General features: G+C 73.2%; 23 protein-coding genes. 9 read left to right on the forward strand and 14 right to left on the reverse strand.

Annotated elements, in window-relative coordinates:
- The first annotated feature begins 76 nt into the window (after positions 1-76).
- Positions 77-1,246, forward strand: a complete 1,170-nt coding sequence (locus AB0F82_RS21740; RefSeq protein WP_362630178.1) for an exonuclease SbcCD subunit D — start codon at positions 77-79, stop codon at positions 1,244-1,246.
- Complete coding sequence (locus AB0F82_RS21745) at positions 1,243-4,254, forward strand: SMC family ATPase (protein WP_362630181.1); 3,012 nt, start codon at positions 1,243-1,245, stop codon at positions 4,252-4,254. Before AB0F82_RS21740 ends, AB0F82_RS21745 begins: the two co-directional genes overlap by 4 nt.
- Here the strand turns inward: AB0F82_RS21745 and AB0F82_RS21750 are convergent.
- Entirely contained in the window at positions 4,244-4,690 is a 447-nt protein-coding gene (locus tag AB0F82_RS21750) for an Lrp/AsnC family transcriptional regulator (protein ID WP_356814657.1), read from the reverse strand. The two genes, AB0F82_RS21745 and AB0F82_RS21750, sit on opposite strands and share 11 nt — an antisense overlap.
- Positions 4,691-4,784: 94 nt before the next feature.
- Between AB0F82_RS21750 and AB0F82_RS21755 the strand changes: the two genes are divergently transcribed.
- Positions 4,785-5,300 carry a rhodanese-like domain-containing protein gene (locus AB0F82_RS21755; RefSeq protein ID WP_362630184.1) on the forward strand — a complete coding sequence of 172 codons (516 nt, stop codon included), beginning with the start codon at positions 4,785-4,787 and terminating at the stop codon, positions 5,298-5,300.
- A 96-nt stretch (positions 5,301-5,396) separates the two neighbouring features.
- Here AB0F82_RS21755 and AB0F82_RS21760 read toward each other — a convergent pair whose 3' ends face one another.
- The 4 genes from AB0F82_RS21760 to AB0F82_RS21775 all read right to left on the reverse strand — a co-directional run bounded on the left by AB0F82_RS21760 (position 5,397) and on the right by AB0F82_RS21775 (position 11,542).
- The gene (locus AB0F82_RS21760; protein ID WP_362630187.1) at positions 5,397-7,100 is read right to left on the reverse strand and encodes a DUF885 domain-containing protein; all 1,704 of its coding nucleotides are present in this window, start codon (positions 7,098-7,100) and stop codon (positions 5,397-5,399) included.
- A 267-nt stretch (positions 7,101-7,367) separates the two neighbouring features.
- Positions 7,368-8,810 (reverse strand): GNAT family N-acetyltransferase, encoded by a 1,443-nt coding sequence (locus AB0F82_RS21765; protein ID WP_362630190.1) that lies wholly within the window; start codon positions 8,808-8,810, stop codon positions 7,368-7,370.
- Between the two features lie 111 nt (positions 8,811-8,921).
- Positions 8,922-10,505, reverse strand: coding sequence for an alkaline phosphatase D family protein (locus AB0F82_RS21770; protein ID WP_362630193.1), 1,584 nt, complete (start codon positions 10,503-10,505; stop codon positions 8,922-8,924).
- Positions 10,506-10,666: 161 nt separating this feature from the next.
- Positions 10,667-11,542, reverse strand: coding sequence for an alpha/beta fold hydrolase (locus tag AB0F82_RS21775; RefSeq protein ID WP_362630196.1), 876 nt, complete (start codon positions 11,540-11,542; stop codon positions 10,667-10,669).
- Positions 11,543-11,831: 289 nt separating this feature from the next.
- Here AB0F82_RS21775 and AB0F82_RS21780 point away from each other — a divergent pair, with 289 nt between their 5' ends.
- A complete protein-coding gene (locus tag AB0F82_RS21780) occupies positions 11,832-12,599 on the forward strand; it encodes a GntR family transcriptional regulator (RefSeq protein WP_362630199.1) in 768 nt (255 codons plus the stop codon).
- A 119-nt stretch (positions 12,600-12,718) separates the two neighbouring features.
- On the opposite strand, the gene AB0F82_RS21785 is transcribed toward AB0F82_RS21780, so the two are convergent.
- The 3 genes from AB0F82_RS21785 to AB0F82_RS21795 form a co-directional block, all read right to left on the reverse strand.
- Positions 12,719-13,876, reverse strand: coding sequence for an ROK family transcriptional regulator (locus AB0F82_RS21785; RefSeq protein WP_362630202.1), 1,158 nt, complete (start codon positions 13,874-13,876; stop codon positions 12,719-12,721).
- A 103-nt stretch (positions 13,877-13,979) separates the two neighbouring features.
- On the reverse strand, positions 13,980-14,630 hold the full coding sequence (locus tag AB0F82_RS21790) for a response regulator transcription factor (RefSeq protein WP_362630205.1): 651 nt from the start codon (positions 14,628-14,630) through the stop codon (positions 13,980-13,982).
- A 4-nt stretch (positions 14,631-14,634) separates the two neighbouring features.
- Positions 14,635-15,813, reverse strand: a complete 1,179-nt coding sequence (locus tag AB0F82_RS21795; RefSeq protein WP_356814043.1) for a sensor histidine kinase — start codon at positions 15,811-15,813, stop codon at positions 14,635-14,637.
- A 108-nt stretch (positions 15,814-15,921) separates the two neighbouring features.
- Between AB0F82_RS21795 and AB0F82_RS21800 the strand changes: the two genes are divergently transcribed.
- The 4 genes from AB0F82_RS21800 (at position 15,922) to AB0F82_RS21815 (ending at position 18,852) form a co-directional block, all read left to right on the forward strand.
- The gene (locus AB0F82_RS21800; RefSeq protein ID WP_362630209.1) at positions 15,922-16,833 is read left to right on the forward strand and encodes an ABC transporter ATP-binding protein; all 912 of its coding nucleotides are present in this window, start codon (positions 15,922-15,924) and stop codon (positions 16,831-16,833) included.
- A 28-nt stretch (positions 16,834-16,861) separates the two neighbouring features.
- The gene (locus AB0F82_RS21805) at positions 16,862-17,611 is read left to right on the forward strand and encodes an ABC transporter permease (protein WP_362630212.1); all 750 of its coding nucleotides are present in this window, start codon (positions 16,862-16,864) and stop codon (positions 17,609-17,611) included.
- 40 nt (positions 17,612-17,651) lie between these two features.
- Positions 17,652-18,089 (forward strand): hypothetical protein, encoded by a 438-nt coding sequence (locus tag AB0F82_RS21810; protein ID WP_356814040.1) that lies wholly within the window; start codon positions 17,652-17,654, stop codon positions 18,087-18,089.
- 286 nt (positions 18,090-18,375) lie between these two features.
- On the forward strand, positions 18,376-18,852 hold the full coding sequence (locus AB0F82_RS21815) for a hypothetical protein (protein ID WP_362630215.1): 477 nt from the start codon (positions 18,376-18,378) through the stop codon (positions 18,850-18,852).
- 18 nt (positions 18,853-18,870) lie between these two features.
- Here AB0F82_RS21815 and mug read toward each other — a convergent pair whose 3' ends face one another.
- The 5 genes from mug to AB0F82_RS21840 form a co-directional block, all read right to left on the reverse strand.
- Positions 18,871-19,413 carry a G/U mismatch-specific DNA glycosylase gene (gene mug, locus AB0F82_RS21820; protein WP_362630394.1) on the reverse strand — a complete coding sequence of 181 codons (543 nt, stop codon included), beginning with the start codon at positions 19,411-19,413 and terminating at the stop codon, positions 18,871-18,873.
- The gene (gene purB / locus AB0F82_RS21825) at positions 19,410-20,843 is read right to left on the reverse strand and encodes an adenylosuccinate lyase (RefSeq protein WP_362630218.1); all 1,434 of its coding nucleotides are present in this window, start codon (positions 20,841-20,843) and stop codon (positions 19,410-19,412) included. The genes mug and purB overlap by 4 nt, the downstream gene beginning before the upstream one ends.
- A 71-nt stretch (positions 20,844-20,914) precedes the next feature.
- Entirely contained in the window at positions 20,915-21,697 is a 783-nt protein-coding gene (locus AB0F82_RS21830; RefSeq protein WP_362630221.1) for an SGNH/GDSL hydrolase family protein, read from the reverse strand.
- Between the two features lie 68 nt (positions 21,698-21,765).
- Positions 21,766-22,791, reverse strand: coding sequence for a hemolysin family protein (locus AB0F82_RS21835; protein WP_362630223.1), 1,026 nt, complete (start codon positions 22,789-22,791; stop codon positions 21,766-21,768).
- The gene (locus tag AB0F82_RS21840) at positions 22,788-24,122 is read right to left on the reverse strand and encodes a hemolysin family protein (RefSeq protein ID WP_362630226.1); all 1,335 of its coding nucleotides are present in this window, start codon (positions 24,120-24,122) and stop codon (positions 22,788-22,790) included. The genes AB0F82_RS21835 and AB0F82_RS21840 overlap by 4 nt, the downstream gene beginning before the upstream one ends.
- 236 nt (positions 24,123-24,358) lie before the next feature.
- Here AB0F82_RS21840 and AB0F82_RS21845 point away from each other — a divergent pair, with 236 nt between their 5' ends.
- Positions 24,359-24,802, forward strand: a complete 444-nt coding sequence (locus tag AB0F82_RS21845) for a GNAT family N-acetyltransferase (protein WP_362630228.1) — start codon at positions 24,359-24,361, stop codon at positions 24,800-24,802.
- 204 nt (positions 24,803-25,006) lie between these two features.
- Here the strand turns inward: AB0F82_RS21845 and bioD are convergent, their stop codons facing one another.
- Complete coding sequence (gene bioD / locus AB0F82_RS21850) at positions 25,007-25,750, reverse strand: dethiobiotin synthase (RefSeq protein WP_356814030.1); 744 nt, start codon at positions 25,748-25,750, stop codon at positions 25,007-25,009.
- Positions 25,751-25,754: the final 4 nt, after the last annotated feature.

Consider the following 25,754-nt stretch of genomic DNA (forward strand, 5'->3'; position numbering starts at 1 on the left):
GGGACGGGTTAGCGTAGGGGGGTTCAGCGAGCGGGAGACGACCAGGGGGAGACGGCATGTGCGGCGGGGCCGGCGAGTGAAGTTCCTGCACACCTCCGACTGGCACCTCGGCCGGGCCTTCCACCGGGTGAACCTGCTCGGCGCCCAGGCGGCCTTCGTGGACCACCTCGTCGAGACGGTCCGCACGCACGAGGTCGACGCCGTCCTCGTCGCCGGCGACGTCTACGACCGCGCCGTGCCCCCGCTGCCCGCCGTCGAGCTGTACGACCGGGCCCTGCACCGGCTCGCGGAGCTCGGCGTGCCCACCGTCATGATCTCGGGTAACCACGACTCCGCGCGCCGCCTCGGGGTCGGAGCCGGGCTGATCGGCCGCGCCGGGATCCACCTGCGGACCGACCCGGCCGGCTGCGCCGACCCCGTCGTACTGGCCGACGCCCACGGTGACGTGGCGCTCTACGGGCTGCCGTACTTGGAGCCCGCCCTGGTCAAGGACGAGTTCAGCGCGCGGAAGGTCAGCCACGAGGCGGTCCTGGGCGCGGCCATGGACCGGATCCGGGCCGACCTCGCCACCCGCCCGCCCGGCACCCGCTCCGTCGTCCTGGCGCACGCCTTCGTCACCGGCGGGCAGGCCAGCGACAGCGAGCGCGACATCAGCGTCGGCGGCGTCGAGGCCGTGCCCGCCTCCGTCTTCGACGGGGTGGACTACACCGCCCTCGGCCACCTCCACGGATGCCAGACGATCAACGACCGGGTCCGCTACTCCGGTTCCCCGCTCGCCTACTCCTTCTCCGAAGCCGGCCACCGCAAGACCATGTGGCTGATCGAACTGGGCGCGGGAGGAGAGATCAGCGGCGCCGAGCGCATCGACACCCCCGTGCCGCGCCCCCTCGCCCGGCTGCGCGGACGGATCGACGACCTCCTCGACGACCCCGCGTACGCCGTGCACGAGGACGCCTGGGTGGAGGCCACCCTCACCGACCCGGTCCGCCCCGACGACCCCATGGCCCGCATCGCCACCCGGTTCCCGCACACCCTCACCCTCGCCTTCGACCCCGAGGGCCGCCGGGAGGAGACCGGCGCCTCCTACGCCCAGCGCCTGCGCGGCCGCACCGACCAGCAGATCGCCGAGGACTTCGTCGCCCACGTGCGCGGCGGCGGCCACCCGGACGAGGCCGAACGGGCCGTCCTCCAAGGCGCCTTCGACGACGTACGAGCCGACGACAGCTGCCGGGAGACCCGCCGATGAGGCTGCACAGGCTGGCCGTCACCGCCTTCGGACCGTTCGCCGAGCCCCAGGAGATCGACTTCGACGCCCTGTCCGGCGCCGGGATCTTCCTGCTGCACGGCCCCACCGGCGCCGGGAAGACCTCCGTGCTCGACGCCGTCTGCTACGCCCTCTACGGATCCGTGCCCGGCCCCCGCCAGGCCCCCGGCACGAGCCTGCGCAGCGACCACGCCGGCGCCGGCACCCCCACCGAGGTCACCCTCGAACTCACCGCGGGCGGCCGCCGCCTGGAGATCACCAGGCGCCCCGAACAGGAGCGTCCGAAGAAGCGGGGCACGGGCACCACCAAGGACAAGGCGCAGAGCCGGCTGCGCGAGCACACCGGCGAGGGCTGGGAGGCGCTCAGCCGCTCCCACCAGGAGATCGGCGAGGAGATCGAGCAGCTGCTCGGCATGAGCCGTGAGCAGTTCTGCCAGGTCGTGCTGCTGCCGCAGGGGGAGTTCGCACGCTTCCTGCGCGCCGACGAGGCGGCGCGCGGCCGGCTCCTCGGCCGGCTCTTCGACACCCGCCGCTTCGCCGCCGTCGAGGCCCTGCTCGGTGAACGTCGCCGGGCCGCCGAGGCCAGGGTCCGGGCCGGCGACGAGAAGGTGCTCCACACCGCCCAGCGGCTCGCCCAGGCCGCCGGGGACAGCGCTGACCTGCGCGCCTGGCCGCTGCCCGGACACCAGCCGGGAGATCCCGGGCTGGCCGAAGCGGTCCGCGCCTGGGCGGCCGTCGCCCGCTGCTCCGCCCGCGAACGGCTCGACGTCGCCGAATACGCGCTCGCCGCCGTCGAGAGCCGGCACGCCGCCGCCCGCCGGGCCGCCGAGGACGCGCGGGAACTCGACCGGCTCCAGCGCCGGCACGCGGAGACCGCCCGCCGGGCCGCGCTGCTCGCCGAGGCGGAGCCCGAACGCGAGCGGGTACGCGGCCTGCTGGACGGGGCCCGGCGCGGAGCCCTGGTGGCCCCCGCCCTGGAGCTGCGCGGCGCGGCCTCCGCCGCGCACCTCGCCGCCGCGCACGCCGAGACGGCGGCCCGGGCGGAACTCCCGCCGCCGCTGCGCGAGGCGGGCACCGAGCAGCTGGCCACCGTCGAGCAGCGGCTGCGCGAGGAACTCGGCGCGCTCGGCGCCGCCCACCGCGCCGAGCAGCGCAGCGCCGAGATCGGCCGCGAACGGGCCGACCTGGAACGGGAGTCCCGGGCCGCCGAGGAGCAGCACCAGGAGTCCGCCGAGTGGCTGGAGCGCTGGGAGGAGACCCGGACCGCCCTCCAGGAGCGGCTGGACGCCGCCCAGCAGGCCGCCACCCTGGCCGAGCAGCTCGCGGGGAGGCTGGAACCGGCCCGGATGAACCTGAACGCTGCCCGCAGGCGGGACGAGTTCGCCGCCGACGCCGAGCGCGCCGAAAGCGAACTGCTCGACCTGCGCGAGGAGTCGGCCGCCGCGCGCGAACGCTGGCTGGAGCTCAAGGAGGCCCGGCTGCGCGGCATCGCCGCCGAACTCGCCCAAGCCCTGGTGGCCGGAGAGGCCTGCACCGTGTGCGGATCGGCGGAGCACCCGGCGCCGGCCCGTCCCGCCCCCGGCCACGTCGACCGGGCCGCCGAGGATGCCGCCCACGCCACCTTCGAACAGGCCGAGCAGGCCCGGGCCGCCGTCGAACGCCGGCTCGCCGCCGCCCAGGAGGCGCGCGCCGAGGCCGCGTCCGCCGCGGGGGAGTCCACCACCGCCGAACTCCTGGCCCTGACCACCGACCTGACCACCCGGCACGCCGCCGCCCATGCCGCGGCCGCCGGCCTGCACGCCGCCCGGGAGCAGCTCGCCCGGGCCGAGCGGGAACACGCCGCGCGCAGCGCCGACCGGCTCGACGCCGAGACCCGGGCCGCCGCCCGGGCCTCGCGCCGTGAAGCCCTGGACCGGGAACAGGCCTCGCTGGAGGCCGAACTCGCCCTCGTACGGCGCGACGCGCCCACCGTCGCGGCCCGCGCCCGGACCCTGGAGGACCGGGTCAGGATGGTCGCCGCGGCCGCCGCCTGCCTGCGCCGCGCCGAGACGGCCGCCGCCCGGCTGAAGGAGGCCGACGACCAGCTCGCCGACGCCGCCTTCAAGGCGGGCTTCGACACCATCGAGGCCGCTGCCGAAGCCGTTCTCCCCGAGTACGAACGCACCGCGCTCCAACACCGGATGGACGCCTGGCAGGCGGAGGAGGCCCTCCTGGCGGACCGCCTCGGCGAGACCGATGCCGCCGATGCCGCGGCACTGCCTCCGGCCGCACCGGACGCCGCCGAGGCGTACGCGGTCCAGACCGCGGCGAAGCTCCGTACGGCAGGCTCCGCCTGCGACGCGGCCCGCGTCCGCTGCGCCGAACTGGACCGGCTCTCCCGGCAGACGGAGCAGGAACTGCGCGCGCTCGGCCCGCTGCGCGAGGCCTACGACCGGGTGGCCCGGCTGGCCGGACTGACCGCCGGCACCTCCGCCGACAACGAGCGCAAGATGCGCCTGGAGGCCTACGTGCTCGCCGCCCGCCTGGAGCAGGTGGCCGCCGCCGCGACGGCGCGGCTGCTGCGCATGTCCGGCGGCCGCTACACCCTGGTGCACTCCGACGCGAGGGCGAGCGGACGGGGGCGCTCCGGCCTCGGACTGCACGTGGTCGACGCGTGGACCGGCATCGAGCGGGACACCGCCACCCTGTCGGGCGGCGAGACCTTCTTCGCCTCGCTCGCCCTCGCGCTGGGCCTCGCGGACGTGGTCACCGACGAGGCGGGCGGCACGCGCCTCGACACCCTCTTCATCGACGAGGGTTTCGGCAGCCTCGACGACCAGGCGCTGGACGAGGTGCTCGACGTCCTGGACTCACTGCGCGAGCGGGACCGCAGCGTCGGCATCGTCAGTCACGTCGCCGACCTGCGGACCCGGGTCCAGGCCCAGTTGGAGATCGTCAAGCAGCGCGGCGGCTCCGTCGTGCGCCACCGGACGGCGGCGCTCACGGACTGAGCGGGCGGCGGGGCAGCGGCGAGGAGTAGACGATGCTCGTCGTCACCGGGCCGAGGCCCGCGATCCGGCCGGTGACCTCCTCCAGGTGTCCCATCGAGCGCGTCGCCACCTTGAGGACGAAGCAGTCGTCGCCCGTGACGTGGTGCGCCTCCAGGATCTCCGGGGTGGCTTCCAGGAAGTCGCGGAACGGCTTGTAGTTGCCGTGCGGATAGCGCAGTCGCACCAGGGCGAGGATCGACTTGCCGAGCTTCTCCGGGTCCACGACGGCGGTGTAGCCGGTGATCACACCCGCCTCCTCCAGCCTGCGGACCCGCTCGGTGACGGCGCTCGCGGACATGGACACCGAGCGGGCGAGCTCGGTGAAGCTGGCGCGGCCGTCCCGCTGAAGCGCCTCAAGGATCCGCCAGTCGGTGGCGTCAGGGGAATAGTCGGTCATAGGGCAGGTCTAGCAGGGGATTCCCCGGCCGGACAAGGAGAAGGCCGGGGAAAGCCACTTCCGAGGAAGATCAACAGATCGTAGATTTCTGGCCATGACGACGACGCAGAACGCCTCCTCCGCCCCCGCTTCCAGCAACCCCGTGCTCCGGGTGCCGCCGGCCTCCCCGGCCGCGGCCGCAGCGTACTTCGCCGCGAGCCTGGCCTTCCACGCCGACGTCTCGGACGTCGCGAGCGCCTTCAAGACCCATCGCGAGGCGGGCGCCGAGCTGGGCTTCCAGCTCGTCGACTCCCGCTCCACGCCCTCCTGGGACCAGGCGCACGTGCCCGGTGCGATCCACCTGCCCACCGCCCTCGTCGCCGAGCAGGCCGAGCGGCTCCTGGACAAGAACGTCCCGGTGGTGACGTACTGCTGGGGCCCCGGCTGCAACGGCGGCACGCGCTCGGCCCTCGCGCTTGCCGAACTCGGCTTCCAGGTCAAGGAGATGCTCGGCGGCATCGAGTACTGGATCCGCGAGGGCTTCGAGGTCGAGACCTGGCAGGGCACGCGGCAGCGCGGCGAGGCCGATCCGCTGACCGCGCCGACCGACTCGGACGACTGCGGCTGCTGATGTGGCCGCCCGACGCGGACGGGCCGCCCACCCCCGGGGGATGAGAGGCCCGTCCGCCGTGCGCCGTGCGGCGGGCGGCCATGAGGCGCCGTGCCGTCAGAGCTTCGACAGCTCGTCCAGCAGGTCGTCCAGTCCCAGCGAACCCTGCGACAGCGCCGCCATGTGCCAGGCCTTGAGGTCGAAGGAATCACCGTGCGCGGCACGGGCGTTGTCCCGGCCCAGCAGCCAGGTGCGCTCGCCCAGCTTGTAGCCGATCGCCTGCCCCGGCATCGACAGGTAGCGGGTCACCTCGCTCTCCACGAACTCCGCCGGCCGGCCGCTGTGCAGGCCGAAGAACTCCTGCGCGAGGTCCACGGTCCACGTCTCGCCCGGGTGGAACGGCGAGTCCGCCGGGATCTCCAGGCCCAGGTGCATGCCGATGTCGACGATGACCCGCGCCGCCCGCATCATCTGGCAGTCCAGGTAACCCAGGCGCTGCTCGGCGTCCTTGAGATAGCCCAGCTCGTCCATCAGCCGCTCCGCGTACAGGGCCCAGCCCTCGCAGTTGGCGCTGACCCAGCCGACGGTGGCCTGGTAGCGGGAGAGCTGGTCCGCCACGTGCGTCCACTGCGCGAGCTGCAGGTGGTGGCCCGGCACGCCCTCGTGGTACCAGGTGGACACCAGGTCGTACACCGGGAAGCGGGTCTGGCCCATGGTGGGCAGCCAGGTGCGACCGGGGCGGGAGAAGTCCTCCGAGGGGGAGGTGTAGTACGGGGCCGCGGCGCCGCCCGGAGGGGCGATCCGGGACTCCACCTTGCGGACCCGCTCTGCGAGTTCGAAGTGGGTGCCGTCGAGGTTCTCGATGGCCTCGTCCATGATCCCCTGGAGCCAGGCCTGGACCTCGTCCACCCCTTCGATGTGGGTGCCGTGCTCGTCCAGGTGCTTCAGGGCCTCCCAGGGACCGGCACCCGGGAGGACCTTGGCCGCCTCGGTCTTCATCTCGGCGAGCAGCCGGTGGTATTCCGACCAGCCGTAGGCGTAGGCCTCGTCGAGGTCCAGGTCGGTGCCGTTGAAGTACCGGGACCAGCGGGCGTACCGCTCGCGGCCCACCGTGTCCGGGCGGCCCTCGACGGCGGGGGCGTACACGGCGGTCATCCAGTCGCGCAGTTCGACGACGGCGGCGGTCGCGCCGGCGGCCGCCGCGTCCAGCTCGGTGCGCAGGGACTGCGGGCCGTTCGAGGCGAAGTCCTCGAAGAAGGCCGCGGCGGTGCCGTCCTGGCCGGCCCATGTGGTCAGCTGGCCGATCATGGTCCCGGTGGCGCGAGGGCCGCCGTACAGACCGCGCTCCAGGCCGAGCCGGAGGCTCTCGCGGTAGCCGGCGAAGGCGGCCGGGACGGCGCGCAGCCGCTCGGCGATCGCCGCCCAGTCCTCGTCGGTGTCGGCCGGGGTCAGGGAGAAGACCTCGCGGACCGAGTGCACGGGGCTGTGGATGTTGCTGACCGCGCGCAGATCCTCTTCGGCGTCGTGGACCGCGAGTTCGGCGGTGAGCCGCTCGCGGAGCAGACGGCCGCAGCGCCGCTCGGCGTCGGAGTCGGCGCCGGGCAGCGCCTCGGCGGCGTCGAGGCGGGCGAGGGTCTCACGGGCGAGTTCGGCGACGGCCGCGCGGCCCGCCGGGGAGAAGTCCGGGAGCTTGGCGGAGCTCTCGGCTACACCCAGGTAGGTGCCGGTGATCGGGTCGAGGGCGATGAGGCCGTCGACGTAATCGTCGGCCACCTGGCGGGGCAGCCGGGGGGCGCTGCCGGTGTGGAGGGTCTCTGACATGCGGCCATCTTCGTATGTGAGGCGTCCTCCCGTCATCACCGATTGTCGTCAGCCTCGTGACGCGGGCCGGAGCACGGCTGCCGGGTCCGCCCCGAGGTGATCAACGTGCCCTGTATACAAGCGATTTCGCGGTCCGGAGGGAGTGTGGTGGGCGGTGGCGCGGCCCGGAGTTTGGCCGGATCCGGACGGAGGCACACCGTCCGGGCGGAGGCGCCCCGTCCGGACGGGGCCTCCGCCCGGAGCGCGAGCTGTGCGGTCGGGGCGGGCTCAGTGGGGGCGGCGCGGAGCCTGGTGCTCGTGCGGCAGGCCGAGGGGCACCTCGTGCGGCCGTCGCGAGCCGGCGGGGGCCGAGTCCAGCCGGGCCGTGATCACCAGGGTGCCCTCCTCGATCTGGTAGTCGAGGGGGAGGCCGAGGCCGCGCATGGCGGCGACCATGCCGGTGTTGGCCGCCTGGGTGACGGCGTACACGCTGTCGCACCGTGCCTCGACGGCCATGGCGATGAGGCGGCTGAGCAGCTCGGTGCCGATGCCGCGGCGCTGCCAGTCGTCCTCGATGAGCAGGGCGACCTCGGTCTCGTCGCCGTCCCACAGCAGGTGGCCGAGGGCGACGAGCTTCCCGGACGCGGTGGTGGCGGCGAGGGTGCGGCCGAAGCGGGGGCTGAGCAGGTGGCCGAGGTAGCGGTCGGCATCGGCGACGGGGCCGTGGTAGCGCAGCCCGAGGGTGCGCTCGGAGCAGCGGTCGTGCATGGCGCGGGCCGCGGCCAGGTCCGATCCGTCGGCGCGGCGGACGGTGATCTCGTTGCCCTCGGGGAGGGTCAGCACGTCCTGGCTGCGCGGGACGCGCGGGCCGAGGCGGGCGTCGAGCTCGACCAGGGCGCGGGCCCGGGCGAATTCGGTCGGCGTGAAGGGCAGGTAGGGCCGCTCGATGGTGATCGCGCCGCCCGAGGGGTCCCGCAGCCGCATGACGGTGGCCTCCAGCACGCCCTCGACCGGGGCGTCCGCGCCGGAGTTGGGGCGCCCGGAGAGGGTGGTCGCCGGGATCGAGTGGATCGTGCAGCGGCCGAGCAGCTGGCGCAGGGCGAGGGGGAGTTCGGCGGCGTCCAGGGCGGTGCGGGTGGCCAGGCCCAGCAGTCGCGTCGGGGTGTCGACGAGGTCGTGGGCGTCGGCGCGCTCGATCCAGGTGCTGTGGCCGCCGGCCCCGGAGACGGCGCGGGTGAGGTCGGCGGAGGGGAGTTGCTGCGGGGCGCGCAGCAGGAACTCGTCCACGGTGCCGCCCTCGGGCAGCGGGTGCGTCTGGAGGGTGAGGATGTCCACGCCGTTGCGGGCGAGGGCGGTGCAGAGGACGGCCAGCGAGCCGGGCTGGTCGCGTACGGTCGTGCGCATCCGCCACAGGGTGGTGGTGGCGGTCGCGGTGGTTCCGGCGGCCGCGGTGGCGGCGGGCGCCGACGGTGCCGGTTGCCCGGCCGGCGGTGTGCTGGGCGGCGGCGCATGGCTGTGGCGCCGCGCCCACCAGGTGTGGAAGGCCGCGGTCACCAGCAGCGTGACGGCCGAGGCAACCAGCAGGATCGGACCCCTGGGGCCGTGCACCACGAGATTGGCGATGGCGTCGGCGACCGCGACGGCGCAGAACAATGCGGCGAGTTCGACGACGTCGCGGCGCCAGTGGTGGCGGTGGGGACGCTGGGCGGGGGCGTGGATACGGTCAGTCATGCACACCACTGTTGCGCAAGGGTGTTGCGTGATCACGAACGAACTGTGACCGACTGGTTAAGTGTCCATCTGGCCGATTTCACCCGGTTTTCGGGGGCTTCCTCGGTCGCTCTACTGGCCCACACGACCGGGCTGGAGGGTCCTGGTGAAGAGTACGCCGCCCCCCTGGCGGCGCAACCGCACGGTGAGGTCCCCGCTGTCGCCGTCGATGTCGACCTCCCCGTAGTAGGGAGGGTTTTCGGACGGTGACATGTTGGCGAAGGGGGCCGACTGGACGAAGGCCGTCTCCGGGCCGAAGGTGGCGTCGAGCCGGCCGGCCGGGAAGCCGCCGGCTCCGACGGGACCGGAGACGAACTCCCAGAACGGCGCGAAGTCGGCGAAGGCGGCCCGTTCGGGCGCGTAGTGGTTCGCGGCGGTGTAGTGCACGTCGGCGGTGAGCCAGAGGGTGCCGGTGATGCGCCGGTGCTTGATGTGCCGCAGGAGTTCGGCGATCTGCAGCTCCCGGCCGAGCGGGGCGCCCGGGTCCGCCTGGGCGATTCCCTCGAAGTCCGCGGCTCCGTCGGGGACGACGATGCCCAGGGGCATGTCGGCGGCGATGACCTTCCAGGTGGCCCGGGAGCGGGAGAGCTCGCGCTTGATCCAGGCGAGCTGCTCGGCGCCGAGGATGCCGACGGGGTCCTCGGTCTGGCCTCCGGGGGAGTTGGCGTTGCGGTAGGTGCGCATGTCGAGCACGAAGACGTCGAGGAGCGGCCCGTAGCGCATCACTCGGTACATCCGGCCCTCGGCGCGGCCGCCGCGCAGGTCGGTGACCGGGAAGTACTCGCCGAAGGCGCGGCGGGCGCGGGCGGCGAGGGTGTCGGCCTCCTTGACGGTGTAGCGGGGGTCGTCGATCAGCTGGCCCGGGTACCAGTTGTTGCGCACCTCGTGGTCGTCCCACTGGGCGAGGACGGGGACCTGGGCGTTGAAGCCGAGGAGGTTGCGGTCGAGGAGGTTGTAGCGGAAGTTCCCGCGGAACTCGTCGAGGGTCTCGGCGACCTTCGACTTCTCCGCGGTGGTGATGTTGCGCCAGACGCTGCCGTCCCGCAGGGGCACGGCCGACTGGATCGGCCCGTCGGCGTAGACCGTGTCCCCGCTGAAGAGGAAGAAGTCGGGGTTGCGCCCGCGCATCTCGTCGAAGATGCGGTAGCCGCCGACATCGGGGTTGATGCCCCAGCCCTGGCCCGCCAAATCCCCGGACCACAGGAAGCGCACGTCGCGGCGGCGGGAGACCGGGGTGGTGCGGAAGGTGCCGAGGACCGGCTCGGCGGTGCGGCGGGGGTCGTCGGGGTCGGCCAGGACGACCCGGTAGTGGATCTGCTGTCCGGGCGGGAGGTCGCGCAGGACGGTGGTCCCGGTGAAGTCGCTCGACGGGCCGAGGAGCGGGCCGCGGTGGCGGCGTACGGCGTAGCGGAACGTCTCGCTCGGAGAGGTCTCGACGTACATGCGCGCGACGCGGTCGCAGCGGGTCCACACGGTGGCCGAATGCGCGGTGATCTCGCCGGACTGGACGCCCCAGTGCGCGTTCGGCCGGCCGGAGCGGGCGAAGGCCGGGGCGGCGAGTGCGGGGGCGGCGAGTGCCGGAGCGGCGAGCAGCGCGGAGGACAGGGCCAGGGAACCGCCGATGAGGGAGCGTCGGGTGTGCGGGGTCGATGCCATCGATGCGTCTCCAGGGGGGAGAGGACGGGTCGGACCAGCGTGCCGCCGCGCACCGGCCCGGCCGCGTCGCCCACGCGAACCGCGGATGAACAGCCGTCAGCCGCTCATCCGTTCAGGCGTTCAACCCCCTTGACTCGAACCGGTCCCCCTCACTCGCTCGCTCAGTCACGCGCGTACTCGGTCTGCCGCGACACGGCCGGCTCGGCGCTGCGTGCCGTGTCCAGCACCACCCGGGCGACGAGGGCCGGGTCGTCGCTCATCGGGACGTGGCCGCAGCCCGGGAGGCGGACCAGCCGTGCGCCGGGCAGGGTGTGCTTGGCCCGTACGCCCTGGCGGCGCAGCAGCAGCCGGTCGCGGGTGCCCCACGCGATGGTGACGGGAAGGCCCGGCACGTCGTCGGTGAAGCGTACGGAACCACCCGCGGCCAGGGTGTCCTCGAATCCGGTGGCATGGCGCAGGGCGAGGGTCTCGGCGACCACGGCCTCGGGCGAACGGCGGGCCGGGCGGGCGTAGATGGTGCCGGTGAGCGCGGCCCGGCCGACGGCGGTGCGCGAGAGCCGGTGGACGGCGGGGAGGGGCAGGGTCCTGGCGCCGGCCCGCATGGCCAGGAGCGCGGCGAAGGCGTAACGGCGTTCGGCTTCGGTCCAGAACCCGGCGGGCGAGAGGGCCGTGACCGAGCGGACGAGATCGGTCCGGCCCATTTCGAGGGCGAGCAGGCCGCCGAGGGAATTGCCCGCGACGTGCGGGCGCTCGACGCCGAGGGCCGCGCAGAGCGCTCCGAGTGCCGGGGCCACGCTGCCCAGGGAGTACGGGACGCCCTTGGGCAGCGGCTCCGAGGCACCGAAGCCGGGCAGGTCGACGGCGATCACGTCGTGCTCGGCGGCCAGGATGTCGGTCACCGGGTGCCAGGCCTGGAGATGATGGCCGATGCCGTGCAGCAGGAGGAGCGGTTCGCCCGAGCCTTTGCGCTCGTAGGCGACGGTGGTGGTCCGGGGGCCGAGCGGCGAATCGATCGTGAAGGAGACGGTGGCGGTCATGCTGCTCCTCATCGGTTTGGACTGCTGCGAGACAGGCTGTCAGGAGTGCCCACCGCCATGATTACCGTCGGGTAGCCCTTGACTACAAGCCCTCGGCGCATACGAGAACATCCCGTGAACGGCTTGATACATATGCCCGATCTGCCCGGCAAAGGTACGAGCATTGGTCTTGACCAAGGGGGTGCGCGGTCCTATCGTCGCAGGGATAGTGCAAGAACCTTTAATAAACAAAGGCGCGGAACTGCCGCTGGAACACACGGCGAGTGCAGCGATGGCAGGAGGAGTCAGGGTGGGGACCACGCAGCTCGAAACGGTGCCGGAGCCGAAGTACTGGCACCTCAAGACCGTCCTCAGCGAGGCGCTCGACCAGGACTTCGCCGTCGGTGAGGTACTGCCCAACGAGCGTGAACTCGCGGCCCGCTTCGGAGTCGCTCGGGCGACCCTGCGTCAGGCGCTGGAGCAGCTGGAGCTCGAAGGCCGGCTGCAGCGCCGCCGGGGCGTCGGCACCACCGTCGCCCCGCCGCGCGTCGGGGTTGCCGTCGGCGGTGCGCAGCACAGCTGGCCCGGGGAGGGCGTGGACGGCTGGGAGCCGCAGGACGCCTCGGAGTCCCTGCCGCCGGCCGCCGTGGTGAAGCTCCTCGGTACCGGCGGGGCGTTCGCCGCCGACCAGCCGGTGCACACCGTACGCCGGACCAGGATGACGAACGGTCAGGCGGTCGCCGCCGAGCTGCTGTACGTGCCGGCCGCATCGGTGCCCGGACTGCCCGCCATCGAGGCCCCGTCGGGTCCTGCCCGGGCGCGTGCCGTCCTGCGCGAGCTGCAGCGGCTGGTCCTCGACGGCCAGGACCGGTCGGTGGAGCTCGGCTCCGCCCGCGCCGACGACGCCAAGGAACTGGACCGGCTGCCCGGCGCACCGGTGCTCCTGGTCACCACGCGGTACTTCACCGCCGCAGGCACGGCCGCGGTCTCGGTGGCCACCTACCGGGCCGACACCTGCCGCCTCACCTTCGGTGACTCCGGCGGCGTCGAGATCACGCACGAGCCCGTCGCCTCCTGACACCTGATCGACCCGAGCCGGTACGGCCGTGGTCGCGGCCCGCAGACACGGGGCCGCGACCACGGCCGTACGGCTTTTCCGGGCGCCGGGGCCGCGGGGCCGGCCGGGCTGCGCGGGCGTCAGCGGCGGCGGGCCGTGACCGTCTTCTCCACCGCGAAGAGCTCCTCCTCGACGTGGTCGAGCGCGAGCCGGAGGGCGCCGGTCGCCACCGCCGCCTCGCCGAGCAGTGACAGGGCCACCCGCGGCGGGCGCAGGCAGTAGCGCTCCAGCTCCCGGCGCAGGGGTTCCAGGACCCCGTCCAGGCCGGCCGCCCAGCCGCCGACGACCACCAGCTCCGGATCCATCGCCAGGACCAGCGCCGCCACGTCGTGCACCAGACGCTGCAGGAACCGCTCGACGGCGGCGACCGCCTGCTCGTCGCCCCGCTTGGCCTTCGCGAAGACCTCGGCGACGGCCGGCTCGTCCAGCGGGTGCAGCGGCTCGCCGGTGGTCGACAGCAGCCGCTCGGGCGTTGCCTCGCGGCCCAGCAGGTGCAGGGCGCCGATCTCCCCTGCCGCCCCGCCGAAGCCCCGGTGCAGCCGGCCGCCGATGAGCGAGCCCGCGCCGGGACTGAGCCCCGCCATCACGAACACCATGTCGCCCGTGTCCCGCGCGGCCCCCTTCCAGTGCTCGGCGACCGCCGCCGCGTTGGCGTCGTTCTCCACCTGCACCGGACAGCGGAACGAGCGGCGCAGCCGGTCCCCGAGCGGCAGCCCGGTCCAGCCGGGCAGGGCGGTGCCGAGGCGTACCGTGCCGTCCGCCTCCACGATCCCGGGGCTGCCGACCCCGACCGCCCGCAGGGAGTCCCGCGGCACGCCGGCGCGGCGCAGCAGATCGGCCACGGCCGCGCGCACCCGCTCCAGCCGCTCGTCGGCCGTGGCGGTCTCGGCGACCTCCTTGGTGCCGGCGCCGATGATGCGTCCGTCCAGCCCGGACAGCAGCACCGCGACCCGGTGCGAGCCGATCTCGATGCCGAGCAGGTGCCCCGCCTCGGCCCGGAACCGGAACCGTCTGGCCGGCCGTCCCTGCCGCCGCGCGCCCTCCTCGGCCGCGGCCTCGACGACGAGCCCGGTCCCGATCAGTCCCTCCACGACGCCTTCGACGGTCGGCCGGGAGAGCCCGGTCAGCCGTGTGAGGTCGGTGAGGGTCGGCGACCCGGCCGTCCGCAGCGCACGCAGCACCACGGCGGAATTGATCCGCCGGAGCAGAGAGGGGTCCCCGCCGGTCAGCTGCCCCAACGTGTGTCCTCCCAGCTAGCGAGCTTGTCAGCCGGATCGTACTGCGCGCCGGGTGCGGCGGCGAGAAGCAGCCCCCCACATCGGCCGTAGCGGGCCCTTCGTCTCAGGCGGGTGAGACGAAGCCCGACTCGTACGCCGTGATCACCGCCTGGGTGCGGTCCCGCGCCCCCAGCTTCGCCAGGATCGCACTGACATGGGACTTGACCGTCTCCGTCCCGACGATCAGCTCGGACGCGATCTCCACGTTGGTGAGCCCCCGCGCCATGAGCCGCAGGACCGCCTCCTCCCGCTCGGTCAGGGAGGCCCGCTCCAGCACCGCCCGCGCCTGCCGGTTGCCGTACTCCGCGGCCAGGGCCCGCACGGCCGCCGGGAACAGCAGCGTCTCGCCCTCCGCCACCAGCCGTACCGCGTGCACGATCTCCGAAGGCCTGGCCCGCTTCAGGAGGAACCCGTCCGCTCCGGCCCGCAGCGCCTGGTAGACGTACTCGTCGTTCTCGAAGGTGGTCACCACGAGGATCTTCGGCGGCGGGTCAACCGTCCGCAGCACCGCGCGGGTCGCCTCGATCCCGTCGAGCAGCGGCATCCGCACGTCCATGGCCACCACGTCCGGCCGCAGCTGCCGTACGAGTGGGATCACGGAGGCACCGTCGGCAGCCTCACCCACCACCTCGATGTCGGGCTGGGCGTCCAGGACGGCGCGTAGACCCGCGCGGACCAGGGGTTCGTCGTCGACGAGCAGTACGGTGACCGGCATCCCGTCAGCGTATTCGCTCCAGCGGAAGCCGTGCGCGCACCCTCCAACCGCCCTCGTACACCCCGGTCTCGGCCTCTCCGCCGAGCAGCGCGGCCCGTTCGCGTATCCCGCGCAGTCCGCTGCCGCCGCCGAGCGTCACGCCGGGGCGTTCCGGCAGCGCGTTCGTCACCTCCAGATCCAGCCGGTCCCCGGCCATCTCCACCCGCACCCGGACCGGCACGGGCCCGCAGTGGCGCAGCACGTTGGTCAGCGCCTCCTGCAGGATGCGGTACCCCTCCCGGGTGACCGGCCCCGGCAACTTCTCCAGCGGCCCGATCAGTTGCGCGTCCACCTCGGATCCGGACGCCCGGGCCGACTCCAGCAGCCGATCTGCCTCCGCCAGCGTCGGCCGCTGCGACGGCGGCTGCCCCGACTCCCGCAGCACGCCGAGCACGCGCTCCAAGTCCTCCAGCGCGGCTCTGCCCGTCTCCTCGATGGCGCACAACGCCCGGTCGGTGAAGGCGGGATCGCCCGCGGCGCGCGCCGCCCCCGCTTGCACGACGGCCACGGTCAGCGCGTGCCCGATCGAATCGTGCAGCTCCCGCGCGATCCGCGTGCGCTCCAGCAGCTGCTCGGTCCGCTCCTCCAGTGCGCTCAGCCGCTCGGCCGCCGAAGGGCTGAGCAACCGTGTGGCGGCAGCCGTGATCAATTCGCCGAGCAGGACCACGACGACCATGAGGACGACGAGCGGAAGGGGCGCCAGCAGCGCGGCGACCCAGCGGCTCTCCGGTATGAACGGCGCCAAGGGGTCGGGATCCAGGGAATGCCCGAGCGCCGTCGCGATGAGTTCGACGCTCATCGCCGGCATCCAGACGGTGGCGCCCACCGCTCCGATCGCGATGACCATCCGTGTCTCCAGCCACAGCACCGTCCGCCAGCGGTCGCTCCAATGCGCCGACGGCGCGAGGCTTATGGTCCCCTCGGCCTGACCGCGGTCATACGGCGTGAGCAGGAACTGCGCCTGGAGCCCTTCCGCGAGCCGCACCCAGGGCACCAGCCCGAAGGGGAGGACGAGCAGCATCGGCCCCCACGGCCACTCGGGAACCACGAACATCCATATGGCCAGCAGCAGCAGCGGCACGCAGAGGTGCAACCAGCGCGAATACGTCACTGGTCGGAGCGGGGCCCGCAGCAGTCGGTACATGCCCCCATGGTCGCAGCGCGCCGCCGGGTGCCGTCTCCCCCACGTGGGGGAGACGGCACCCTCGCATGGGGGAGGGAAGGGGGTGGGGCGGGCGGCGAATCTTGAGCCATGAACAGCATCGAGATCCGAGAACTGACCAAGGCATACGGCTCCCACCGTGCGGTGGACGGCCTCACCTTCGATGTCCTGCCCGGGCGGGTCACCGGATTCCTGGGCCCCAACGGCGCCGGAAAGTCCACCACCATGCGCCTGCTGCTGGGCCTGGACCGGGCGACCTCCGGCACGGCCACCATCGGCGGCCGGCGCTACCTCGACCTGCCGGACCCGCTGCACCGGGTCGGCGCCCTCCTGGACGCGCAGTCGGCGCACGGCGGCCGCACCGCCCGCGACCACCTCCGCTTCCTGGCCGCCGCCGGCCGCATGCCGGTACGCCGGGTGGACGAGGTCCTGGAGCAGGCCGGCATAGCCTCCGTGGCCCGGCGGCGGATCAAGTCCTTCTCACTGGGCATGCGCCAGCGCCTCGGCATGGCCGCCGCGCTGCTGGGAGACCCCGGGGTGCTCCTGCTGGACGAGCCGACCAACGGGCTCGACCCCGAGGGCATCATCTGGATACGCGAGCTGATGCGCGGCCTCGCCGCCGAAGGGCGCACCGTGCTGGTCTCCAGCCACCTGATGTCGGAGACCTCCGCGTTCGCCGACCACCTGGTCGTCCTGGGCAACGGCAAGCTGCTGGCCGACACGTCGATGGCGGAGTTCATCGACGCCCGCAGCACCCGCCGGGTGCGCCTGCGCACCTCCGATCCCGTCCGGCTGCGGGCCGCCCTGGCCCGGGACGGCTTCGAGCTGGCCAACGCCGACGACGGGCGGTGGACCGTCGAGGGCATACAGGCCGAGCAGCTCGGCAACCTGGCCGCCCATGAGGGCATCCCCGTACTGGAACTGTCCGACGAGCGCGCCTCACTGGAGCAGGCCTACCTCGATCTCACCGCCGACCACGCGCAGTTCACCGCAACCCACTGACTTCCCCGAGCCTTCAGGAGGCACCGCCATGCGCGCCGCTCTGCCCACCGTCCCCACCCTGCACTCGGAATGGATCAAGATACAGTCCCTGCGCGGCACCCTGGGAGGGCTGATCGCCGTCCTCGCAGCCACCGCGGGCATCCAGGCGCTGACGGCCGCAGCGATCGGCCGGGCCGAGGAGGGCAGCATGGGTTCCGATCCGCTCTTCGCCGCCTACTACGGCATATCCTTCGGCCAGATCGCCGCGATGGTCTTCGGCGCCGGCGCCGTCTCCAGCGAGTTCCACAACGGCGCTCTGCGCACCTCCCTGGCGGCCATCCCGAACCGCACCCGCTTCTACCTGTCGAAGGTCGCGACAGTGGGCGCCCTGGCCCTGCTCACAGGTCAGGTCACCGGGCTGGCCACGTTCGTGGCGGGGCAGGCGTTCATGGGTCAGCACGCCCTGGAGCTCGGCGACCCGGGCACCTACCGCGCCGTCGTCGGCAGCGGTCTCTACCTCACGCTGATGGCCTTGTTCGCGGCCGGGCTGACCGCCGTACTGCGCAGCGGGACGGTCGTACTGAGCCTGCTCATACCCTTCGTCCTGCTGGTGTCCTTCGTCGTCGGGGAGGCCTCGGGCGGCGCGGCCCAGTTCCTGCCGGACCGGGCCGGGCAGTTGGTGGTGCACTCCCGGATGGAGGGCGACCTCGGCCCCTGGACCGGTCTCGGCGTGATGGCCCTGTGGGCGGGTGCCGCCGTGCTCGGCGGCTGGCTGGCGGTGCGCCGCAGGGACGCGTGACGTCAGGCCAGTTGTCAGTGCTGCTCGGGATACTGACGGCATGACCACGGCAGAGCACCTCGACACGATCGACCGGCTCCTGGCGCAGGAGTTCCCCCGGGAGCCGGTCCGCACCGTCGACAGCAGCAGCGGTCCGGGCTTCCACCTGGTGCAGCTCTCCCGGACACCGCACTTCTGGGACGACGACGGCTCGGGCCGCATCGAGGCCGCCGACCAGATCAGCGCAGAGTACGGGGCACTCACCCAGGCCGCGACCGACCGATGGGGAGACCCGCAGATCTTCAGCCTGGGGACGCTGAGGGACCGGGTGTTCGAGGGGGAGGAGATATCGCAGCCATGGACCGACCTGAGCGCCGGCACCGACCACGTCCACCTCTGGCGGGCCGGAGAGCGCTGGCTGGTGGCCTGTGTGACACAGCGAGACCACGAAGACCCCTACCTGTTGACGGCAGCGGTCACCGCCATCGACCCGCCGTAGACACCGGTACGCCAGGGCACTGCGCGCATCGCGGACCCACGGCGTACCGCCCCGCCCGGGCGGGTCAGTAGTGACTCGCCCGCCACCAGCGGGCGGATCCTGTCACCAGCCGCTGACGTGGTCCGATCCGGGATCAGACGCCCCAGGCCGTCTCTTCACGGACAGGCATTCGGGCCTGTAAGCGATATGACGCGCAACGCATGCTGGAGTAGGAGCGGGCGCCGGATCGGGGCGACTTGGCCCTCGAAGGGGATGAACGCGGCCAGGGCGGCGCTAGGGTTTCCCGGTGAGTGACGTCTATGAGCTGATGGTTGCCATTGACCTGCGGGATGAGATCTCCGAGGGAGAACTCGCCGAGTTGCGCTGGCACCTGGGGATCGGGGATCGGCCGCAGCGGTTGTCCATCGTCACCAGGTTCCCGGTCGTGGTGTGGGACGACGAGGGTGGTCCGGTGATCGAGGAGGATCCCCGTCCGCTGCTGGCCGGGCGGGGGGCCGCGTCGCGGGTGGGCGGGGTGCTCTGCTCGGCGCTGGAGAGTCGGGCGGACCTGCCGCGGAAGGGCTGGGCGCTGATGTCCCGACAGGAGATCCACCCGGACGAGTTCGAGCAGGCCGGCGAGCTGCTCCGCTGGATGGCCGCAAGGGCTCACGAGACGCACCTGCGGGGGGACGGCGCCGTCGGGGTCGGGTTCCTCAGGTTCCACGAAGCCGAGCTCCCCGAGGTGCTGCACGTCGAGGGCGGGCGGGTCGGATGGCCGGAGTGAGCCCGGCTCCCGGGGCCGTCAGGCCGGGGGAGCCGCGGCCTCGCGGAGGCGCGCGTACTCCTGCGCCATGGACTCGGCGGTCCAGTGGGCGTTGAGGCCGCTGGGGTTGGGCAGGGCCCAGATACGGGTGGAGCCGATGGTGCGCTCCTGGAGGCCGATCTGTGCCTTCCTCTCGCCGAAGGCCGTCCGGTAGGCCGTGACGCCGACCACGGCCAGCCATTGGGGGCGCAGCAGTTCCACCTTCGCCGTCAGGATGCGGCCGCCCTCGCGGAACTCCTCCGCGCTCAGCTCGTCGGCACGCGCCGTGGCGCGGGCCACGACGTTGGTGATGCCGAGGCGGTAGGTCAGGAGTTCCTCCTGCTCCGCGGGGGCCAGGCGGCGCGGAGTGAAGCCCGAGAGGTGCAGGACCGGCCAGAAGCGGTTGCCGGGGCGGGCGAAGTGGTGGCCCGTCGCGGCGGAGAGGAGACCGGGGTTGATGCCGCAGAACAGCACACGCAGACCGCCCGCGACCACGTCCGGGAGGACGCGGTCGCGGGCGGCGGCCAGCTCTTCGGGGGTCAGAGGATCGACCCCGGCGCGTATCCGGCGGCCTCCGGGTGCTGCTTGGCGATCGCCTCGATACGGGAGACCACCGTCCCGACCTGGTCGCCCGCGGCGCCCGTGAAGGACAGCTTGTCCGCCATCAGCGCGTCGAGCTGGGCCCGGTCCAGCGGCATCCGCTCGTCGGCGGCCAGCTTGTCCAGCAGCTCGTTGCGCTCGGCGCCCTGCTCGCGCATGGCGAGCGCCGAAGCCACCGCGTGCTCCTTGATGACCTCGTGGGCGGCCTCGCGGCCCACACCGGCCCGCACCGCGCCCATCAGGACCTTGGTGGTCGCGAGGAAGGGAAGGTAGCGGTCCAGCTCGCGGGCGACGACCGCGGGGAACGCGCCGAACTCGTCGAGGACCGTCAGGAAGGTCTCCAGCAGGCCGTCGAAGGCGAAGAAGGCGTCCGGCAGGGCCACGCGGCGAACCACGGAGCAGGAGACGTCGCCCTCGTTCCACTGGTCGCCGGCCAGCTCGCCGGTCATCGAGGCGTAACCGCGCAGGATGACCATCAGGCCGTTCACGCGCTCGCAGGAGCGGGTGTTCATCTTGTGGGGCATCGCGGAGGAGCCGACCTGGCCGGGCTTGAAGCCCTCGGTGACCAGCTCGTGGCCGGCCATCAGGCGGATCGTCTTGGCGATCGAGGACGGGGCCGCGGCCAGCTGGACCAGCGCGGTGACCACGTCGTAGTCGAGCGAGCGCGGGTAGACCTGGCCGACCGAGGTGAAGGCGTGCGCGAAACCGAGGTGGGTCGCGATCCGCTGCTCCAGGTCGGCCAGCTTGGCGGCGTCGCCGCCGAGCAGGTCGAGCATGTCCTGGGCGGTGCCGACGGGGCCCTTGATGCCGCGCAGCGGGTAGCGGTCGAGGAGGTTCTCCAGGCGGTCGTAGGCCACCAGCAGCTCGTCGGCCGCGGTGGCGAAGCGCTTGCCCAGGGTGGTGGCCTGCGCGGCCACGTTGTGGGAGCGGCCGGCCATGACCAGCTCGGCGTGCTCGCCGGCCAGCTTGCCGAGGCGGGCGAGGACGGCGACCGTACGGTCGCGGGCCAGCTCCAGCGAGAGGCGGATCTGGAGCTGCTCGACGTTCTCGGTCAGGTCACGGGAGGTCATGCCCTTGTGGACGTGCTCGTGACCCGCGAGGTCGTTGAACTCCTCGATGCGGGCCTTCACGTCGTGCCGGGTGACCTTCTCGCGCTCGGCGATGGAGGCGAGGTCGACCGTCTCGAGGACGCGCTCGTAGTCGGCGAGGGCCGCGTCCGGGACCTCGATACCGAGGTCCTTCTGGGCGCGCAGCACGGCGAGCCACAGCCGCCGCTCCAGCGTCACCTTGTACTCGGGGGACCACAGGACGGCGAGCTCCGCGGAGGCGTAGCGGCCGGCCAGGACATTGGGGATGCGGGGCTTGGCAGTCACGTGTAGGGATTCTACTTGGGCCGCCGCTGTGTGTTTACGCAGGTCGGGCGACCGCTCGTGATTGTGCCTTGCTACGAGAGCGGCGCGTCCCCGTACGGCTGCAGTTCGGGGCGCTTGGCCGGGCGGCCGTCCCCGGAGGAGCGGCCCGTCAGGCGGCGCCCTATCCACGGGAGCAGGTGCTGCCGGGCGAAGTTCAGGTCCTGCGACCGGCGCGCCGCCCAGCCGGGCGGCTCGGCGACGGGCAGTTCGGTACGCCAGTCCAGCTCGGAGGGCAGGCCCAGCGTCTGCCAGACGGCCTCAGCCACCCGGCGGTGGCCGTCGGGCGTCAGGTGGAGCCGGTCGACGTCCCACATCCGGGGGTCCGCGAGGACGGGAGCGCCGTAGAGGTCCACCACCAGGGCGCCGTGCCGGGCGGCGAGCTCGTCGATGGTGGCGAACAGCTGCTCCATGCGGGGGCGGAAGCGTTCCATCACCGGCCCGTTGCGTCCCGGGGAGCGCATCAGGACGAGCTTCTTGCAGGAGGGTGCGAGGAGCTCCACCGACGACTCCAGGTGGTCACGGACCCGGCCCATGTCCACCTTGGGGCGCAGTGCGTCGTTCAGCCCGCCCACGAGAGTCACCACGTCGGCGCCCATCGCGGCCGCCAGGGGGACCTGGTCCTGCGCGATCTGTCCGATGAGCTTGCCGCGGACCGCGAGGTTCGCGTAGCGGAAGCCCGGCTCGCGAGCCGCGAGGCGGGCGGCCAGCAGGTCGGCCCAGCCGCGGTAGGAGCCGTCGGGCAGGAGGTCGGACATTCCCTCGGTGAAGGAGTCGCCGACCGCGACGAAACTGGTGTAGGACGCATTCATCTCCATGGCGGAGTGATGTTACCGCGCGGTACCCCGGCCCCGCCTTCAAGGCCGGGACACCGCGCCCCGGAGCGCTACGCGGAGGCCGGCCTTCCGAACAGCTCCCGCAGCACGTCCTCCATCGTCACCAGGCCCGTCATGGCGTCCTCCGCCCCCAGGACCGCCGCCAGGTGGGTGCGGCTGCGCCGCATCGCGGTCAGTACGTCGTCCAGCGGGGTCTCCGGCCGCACCTGCGCGATCGGGCGCAGCGCAGACGCCGGGAACGGCTCGTCGCGCGACTCCCCGTCGGCGTCCAGGGCGTCCTTGACGTGCAGGTAACCCAGGATCCTGTGCTGTGCGTCGACCACCGGGAAGCGGGAGTACCCGCTTTCGGCCGACAGCCGCTCCAGACCCGCCGGAGTGATGCCCTCGCGGGCCGAGATCACCCGCTCCGCCGGCAGCACCACGTCGGTCACCGGCCGCCGGCCCAGTTCCAGGGCGTCGTGCAGACGCTCGCTCGCCCGGTCGTCGAGGAGCCCGGCATCGCTGGAGTCCTTCACCATCCGGGCCAGCTCGTCGTCCGAGAACGTCGCCGTGACCTCGTCCCTGACCTCCACCCGCAGCAGCCGCAGCAGGATGTTGGCGAAGGCGTTGATCGCGAAGATCACCGGTCGCAGCGCCCGGGTGAGGGTCACCAGCGGCGGCCCCAGCAGCAGTGCCGTGGGCACCGGCTCGGACAGTGCCACGTTCTTCGGGAGCATCTCCCCGAAGAGCATGTGCAGGTACGTCGCCAGGGCCAGCGCCACCACGAAGGAGATGGCGTGGGTCAGCCCGGACGGCACCCCGACCAGGTCGAAGAGCGGCGTCAGCAGATGGGCGATGGCCGGCTCGGCCACCACACCCAGCACCAGGGTGCACAGGGTGATGCCGAGCTGCGCCGCCGCCATCAGCGCCGACAGGTGCTCCAGCCCCCACAGGACGGCGCGGGCCCGCCGGTCGCCCTGCTCGGCGTACGGCTCGATCTGGCTGCGCCGGACCGAGATCAGCGCGAACTCCGCGCCGACGAAGAAGGCGTTCACGACCAGGGTCGCCAGGCCGATCAACAGCTGGATCACGGTCATCGCGCGTCCTCCGTCCCGTCGGCGGAGCCTACGGGCGCGTGGAGCAGCACCCGCGCCGCCCGGCGCCCGATGTCGTCCACCACGTCCAGGCGCCAGCCGTCGAGTTCCAGGCTGTCGCCGACGGCCGGGATCCGGCCCAGCTCGGTCGCTATCAGGCCGGCGAGGGTCTCGTACGGGCCGTCCGGCACCCGTAGCCCGATCCGCCGGAGCTGGTCGGTGCGCGCGGCGCCGTCGGCGGAGTAGAGCTGCCGTCCGGAGTCGTCCGTACCGGCCGGGGCGAGGTCGGGGGTCTCGTGCGGGTCGTGCTCGTCGCGCACCTCGCCGACGACCTCCTCGACGATGTCCTCCAGGGTGGCCACCCCCGCCGTGCCGCCGTACTCGTCGATGACCACGGCCATGGTCTGCTTGCCGGACAGCCGGTCCAGCAGTCGGTCCACGGTCAGCGACTCCGGTACGAGGAGGGGCGCGCGCAGGAGCTGCGACACCGGACGGCGGCGCCGCTCCTCGGCGGGCAGCGCCAGCACGTCTTTGATGTGGACGGTGCCGACGACGGTGTCGAGGCTTCCGCGGTAGACGGGGAAGCGGGACAGGCCGGTGGCCATCGTCGCGTTCGCCACGTCCTCGGCGGTGGCCTGCACGTCGAGGGCGGTGACCTGGACGCGCGGGGTCATCACGTTCTCCGCGGTCAGGTCGGCCAGGTTCAGGGTCCGGACGAACAGCTCGGCCGTGTCCTTCTCCAGGGCGCCTTGCTTGGCGGAGTGCCGGGCCAGGGCGACCAGTTCCTGCGGGGTGCGCGCGGAGGCCAGCTCCTCGGTCGGCTCCATGCCGAAACGGCGCACCAGGTGGTTCGCCGTGGTGTTGAGGTGGCTGATCAGCGGCCTGAAGGCCCGGCTGAACACCCGTTGGAAGGTCGCCACCCGCTTGGCGATCGCCAGCGGCGAGGAGATCGCCCAGTTCTTCGGGACCAGCTCGCCGACGACCATCAGGACGACGGTGGACAACACGGTCCCGAGGACCAGGGCGGTGGAGGAGGCGGCGCTCGCCGACAGTCCCATGGCCTCGAACGGCCCCTGGAGCAGGGCGGCGATCGACGGCTCGGAGATCATGCCGATGACCAGGCCGGTCACGGTGATGCCGAGCTGGGCGCCGGAGAGCTGGAAGGTGAGGGTGCGGACGGCCGCCAGGGCGCTGTCGGCACCGCGCTCACCGCGCTCGGCGGCCCGCTCGAGCTCGCTGCGCTCGACGGTCGTGAGCGAGAACTCGGCCGCGACGAAGACTCCGCAGGCAACGCAGAGGAGCAGTGCCACGACGAGCAGGAGGACTTCGGTCATCGGTCGATCACCTCCGTCCCATGATCGGCCAGGAGGAGGGGGATCGCGCGATGTCGCGGACGCGGCGTTCGCGAACGCGGATGTCGTGAGGCGGGATGTCGTGGACTGGGAGGCTCGCCCATGGGCGGACGCTCACACCTTTCACTCAAGAGGGACGGTGACCACATGGTAAAGGACGAGCAAAGCGGGCGGATCATCCTTTTGGCGGAGCGCGGCGGGGTGATGGGATCGGGGACATGAACGATCTTCATATCGGCCCCGCGTCGGCGGGCGATCTCGGCGCCGTACTGGACTTCTGGAGGACCGCCGCCGAGGGGACGAGTATCAGCGACGACCTCGCCGGCGTCGAGCGACTCCACGATCGGGACCCGGGGGCGCTGCTGCTCGCGCGCCGCGACGGCGAGCTCGTCGGGACCGTGATCGCCGGCTTCGACGGCTGGCGCTGTCACCTCTACCGGCTCGCCGTGCACCCCGGGCACCGGCGGCGGGGGATAGGCGCGGCGCTGCTGGCCGCCGCCGAGGAGCGGTTCGCAGCGCTGGGCGGGCGGCGGGCCGACGCGATGGTGCTCGACCGCAACGAGCGGGCGCACCCGGCGTGGGAGGCGGCCGGGTACGGGCCGCAGGAGCAGTGGACGCGGTGGGTCAAGCCGCTCGGCTCGCCGCCGGGGCCGCAGTCTTGAGGGGCTCCGCCCCGCGCCCGCGGCTCGGACGCGGGCGCCGGCCGGAGTGGCGGGGCTCCGCCCCGCGCCCCGTGCCTCAAAGGCCGGCGAGGCTGGAAAATCCCGCCGGCGCGGCTGGGAGATCCCGCCGACGGGGCTGGAAGAGCAACGCCGGCGCGGCCGGAAGCGCACGCCAGTGCGGCTGGAGGCGCGGGGCTTCGTGACTCAGGTGCCGGCGGTCGTGAAGGCCGGGGGTGACCAGGTGGTGAGGAAGGACTCCGCCGACCAGGTGCCCGACAGGGACGGCGCCAGCCAGGAGGGGGCCTCGGCGCGGAAGCGCTCCGGCGCCAGCGTGCCCGAGCCCTCCGGGACCGCGCCCAGGAGCGGCAGCTGCGAGGACTTCGGGAGGTCCGCCAGGTTGCAGCGGGCCGCCAGGTCCGGGGAGTGCGGCCAGCTCCCGACCACCACGCCCAGCGGGGTCAGGCCCCGGGCCCGCAGGGCCTCCGCCGTGAGGGTCGTGGAGTTGAGGGTCCCCAGGCCCGCCTGGGCGACGATCAGGGTCGGGGCGTCCAGTAGCCGTGCGGCGTCGGCCAGCGTGTGGCCCGACTCGTCGAACTGCACGAGCAGTCCGCCCGCACCCTCCACCAGGACCAGGTCGTGGTCCTCGGCCAGCCGCCGGGCGGCCTCCGCGATCTGCGCCGGGGCCAGCGTCGGCAGCCCCGCGCGCCGGGCGGCGGTGTCCGGGGCCAAGGGCTCCGGGTAGCGGGCCAGTTCCATCGCCGTCACGGAGGGGCCGGCCAGCCGCACCACCTCCGCCGCGTCCCCCGGCTCCTGCGGGCCGACACCGGTCTGCGCCGGCTTCAGCACCGCCACCGAGCGGCCCGCCGCCACGGCCGCCGCCGCGAGGGCCGAGGTGACCACGGTCTTGCCGATCTCGGTGCCCGTCCCGGACACCATCACTACGGACATCTAG

The sequence above is a fragment of the Streptomyces virginiae genome (genome assembly GCF_040638905.1).
GTDB lineage: Bacteria > Actinomycetota > Actinomycetes > Streptomycetales > Streptomycetaceae > Streptomyces > Streptomyces virginiae_B.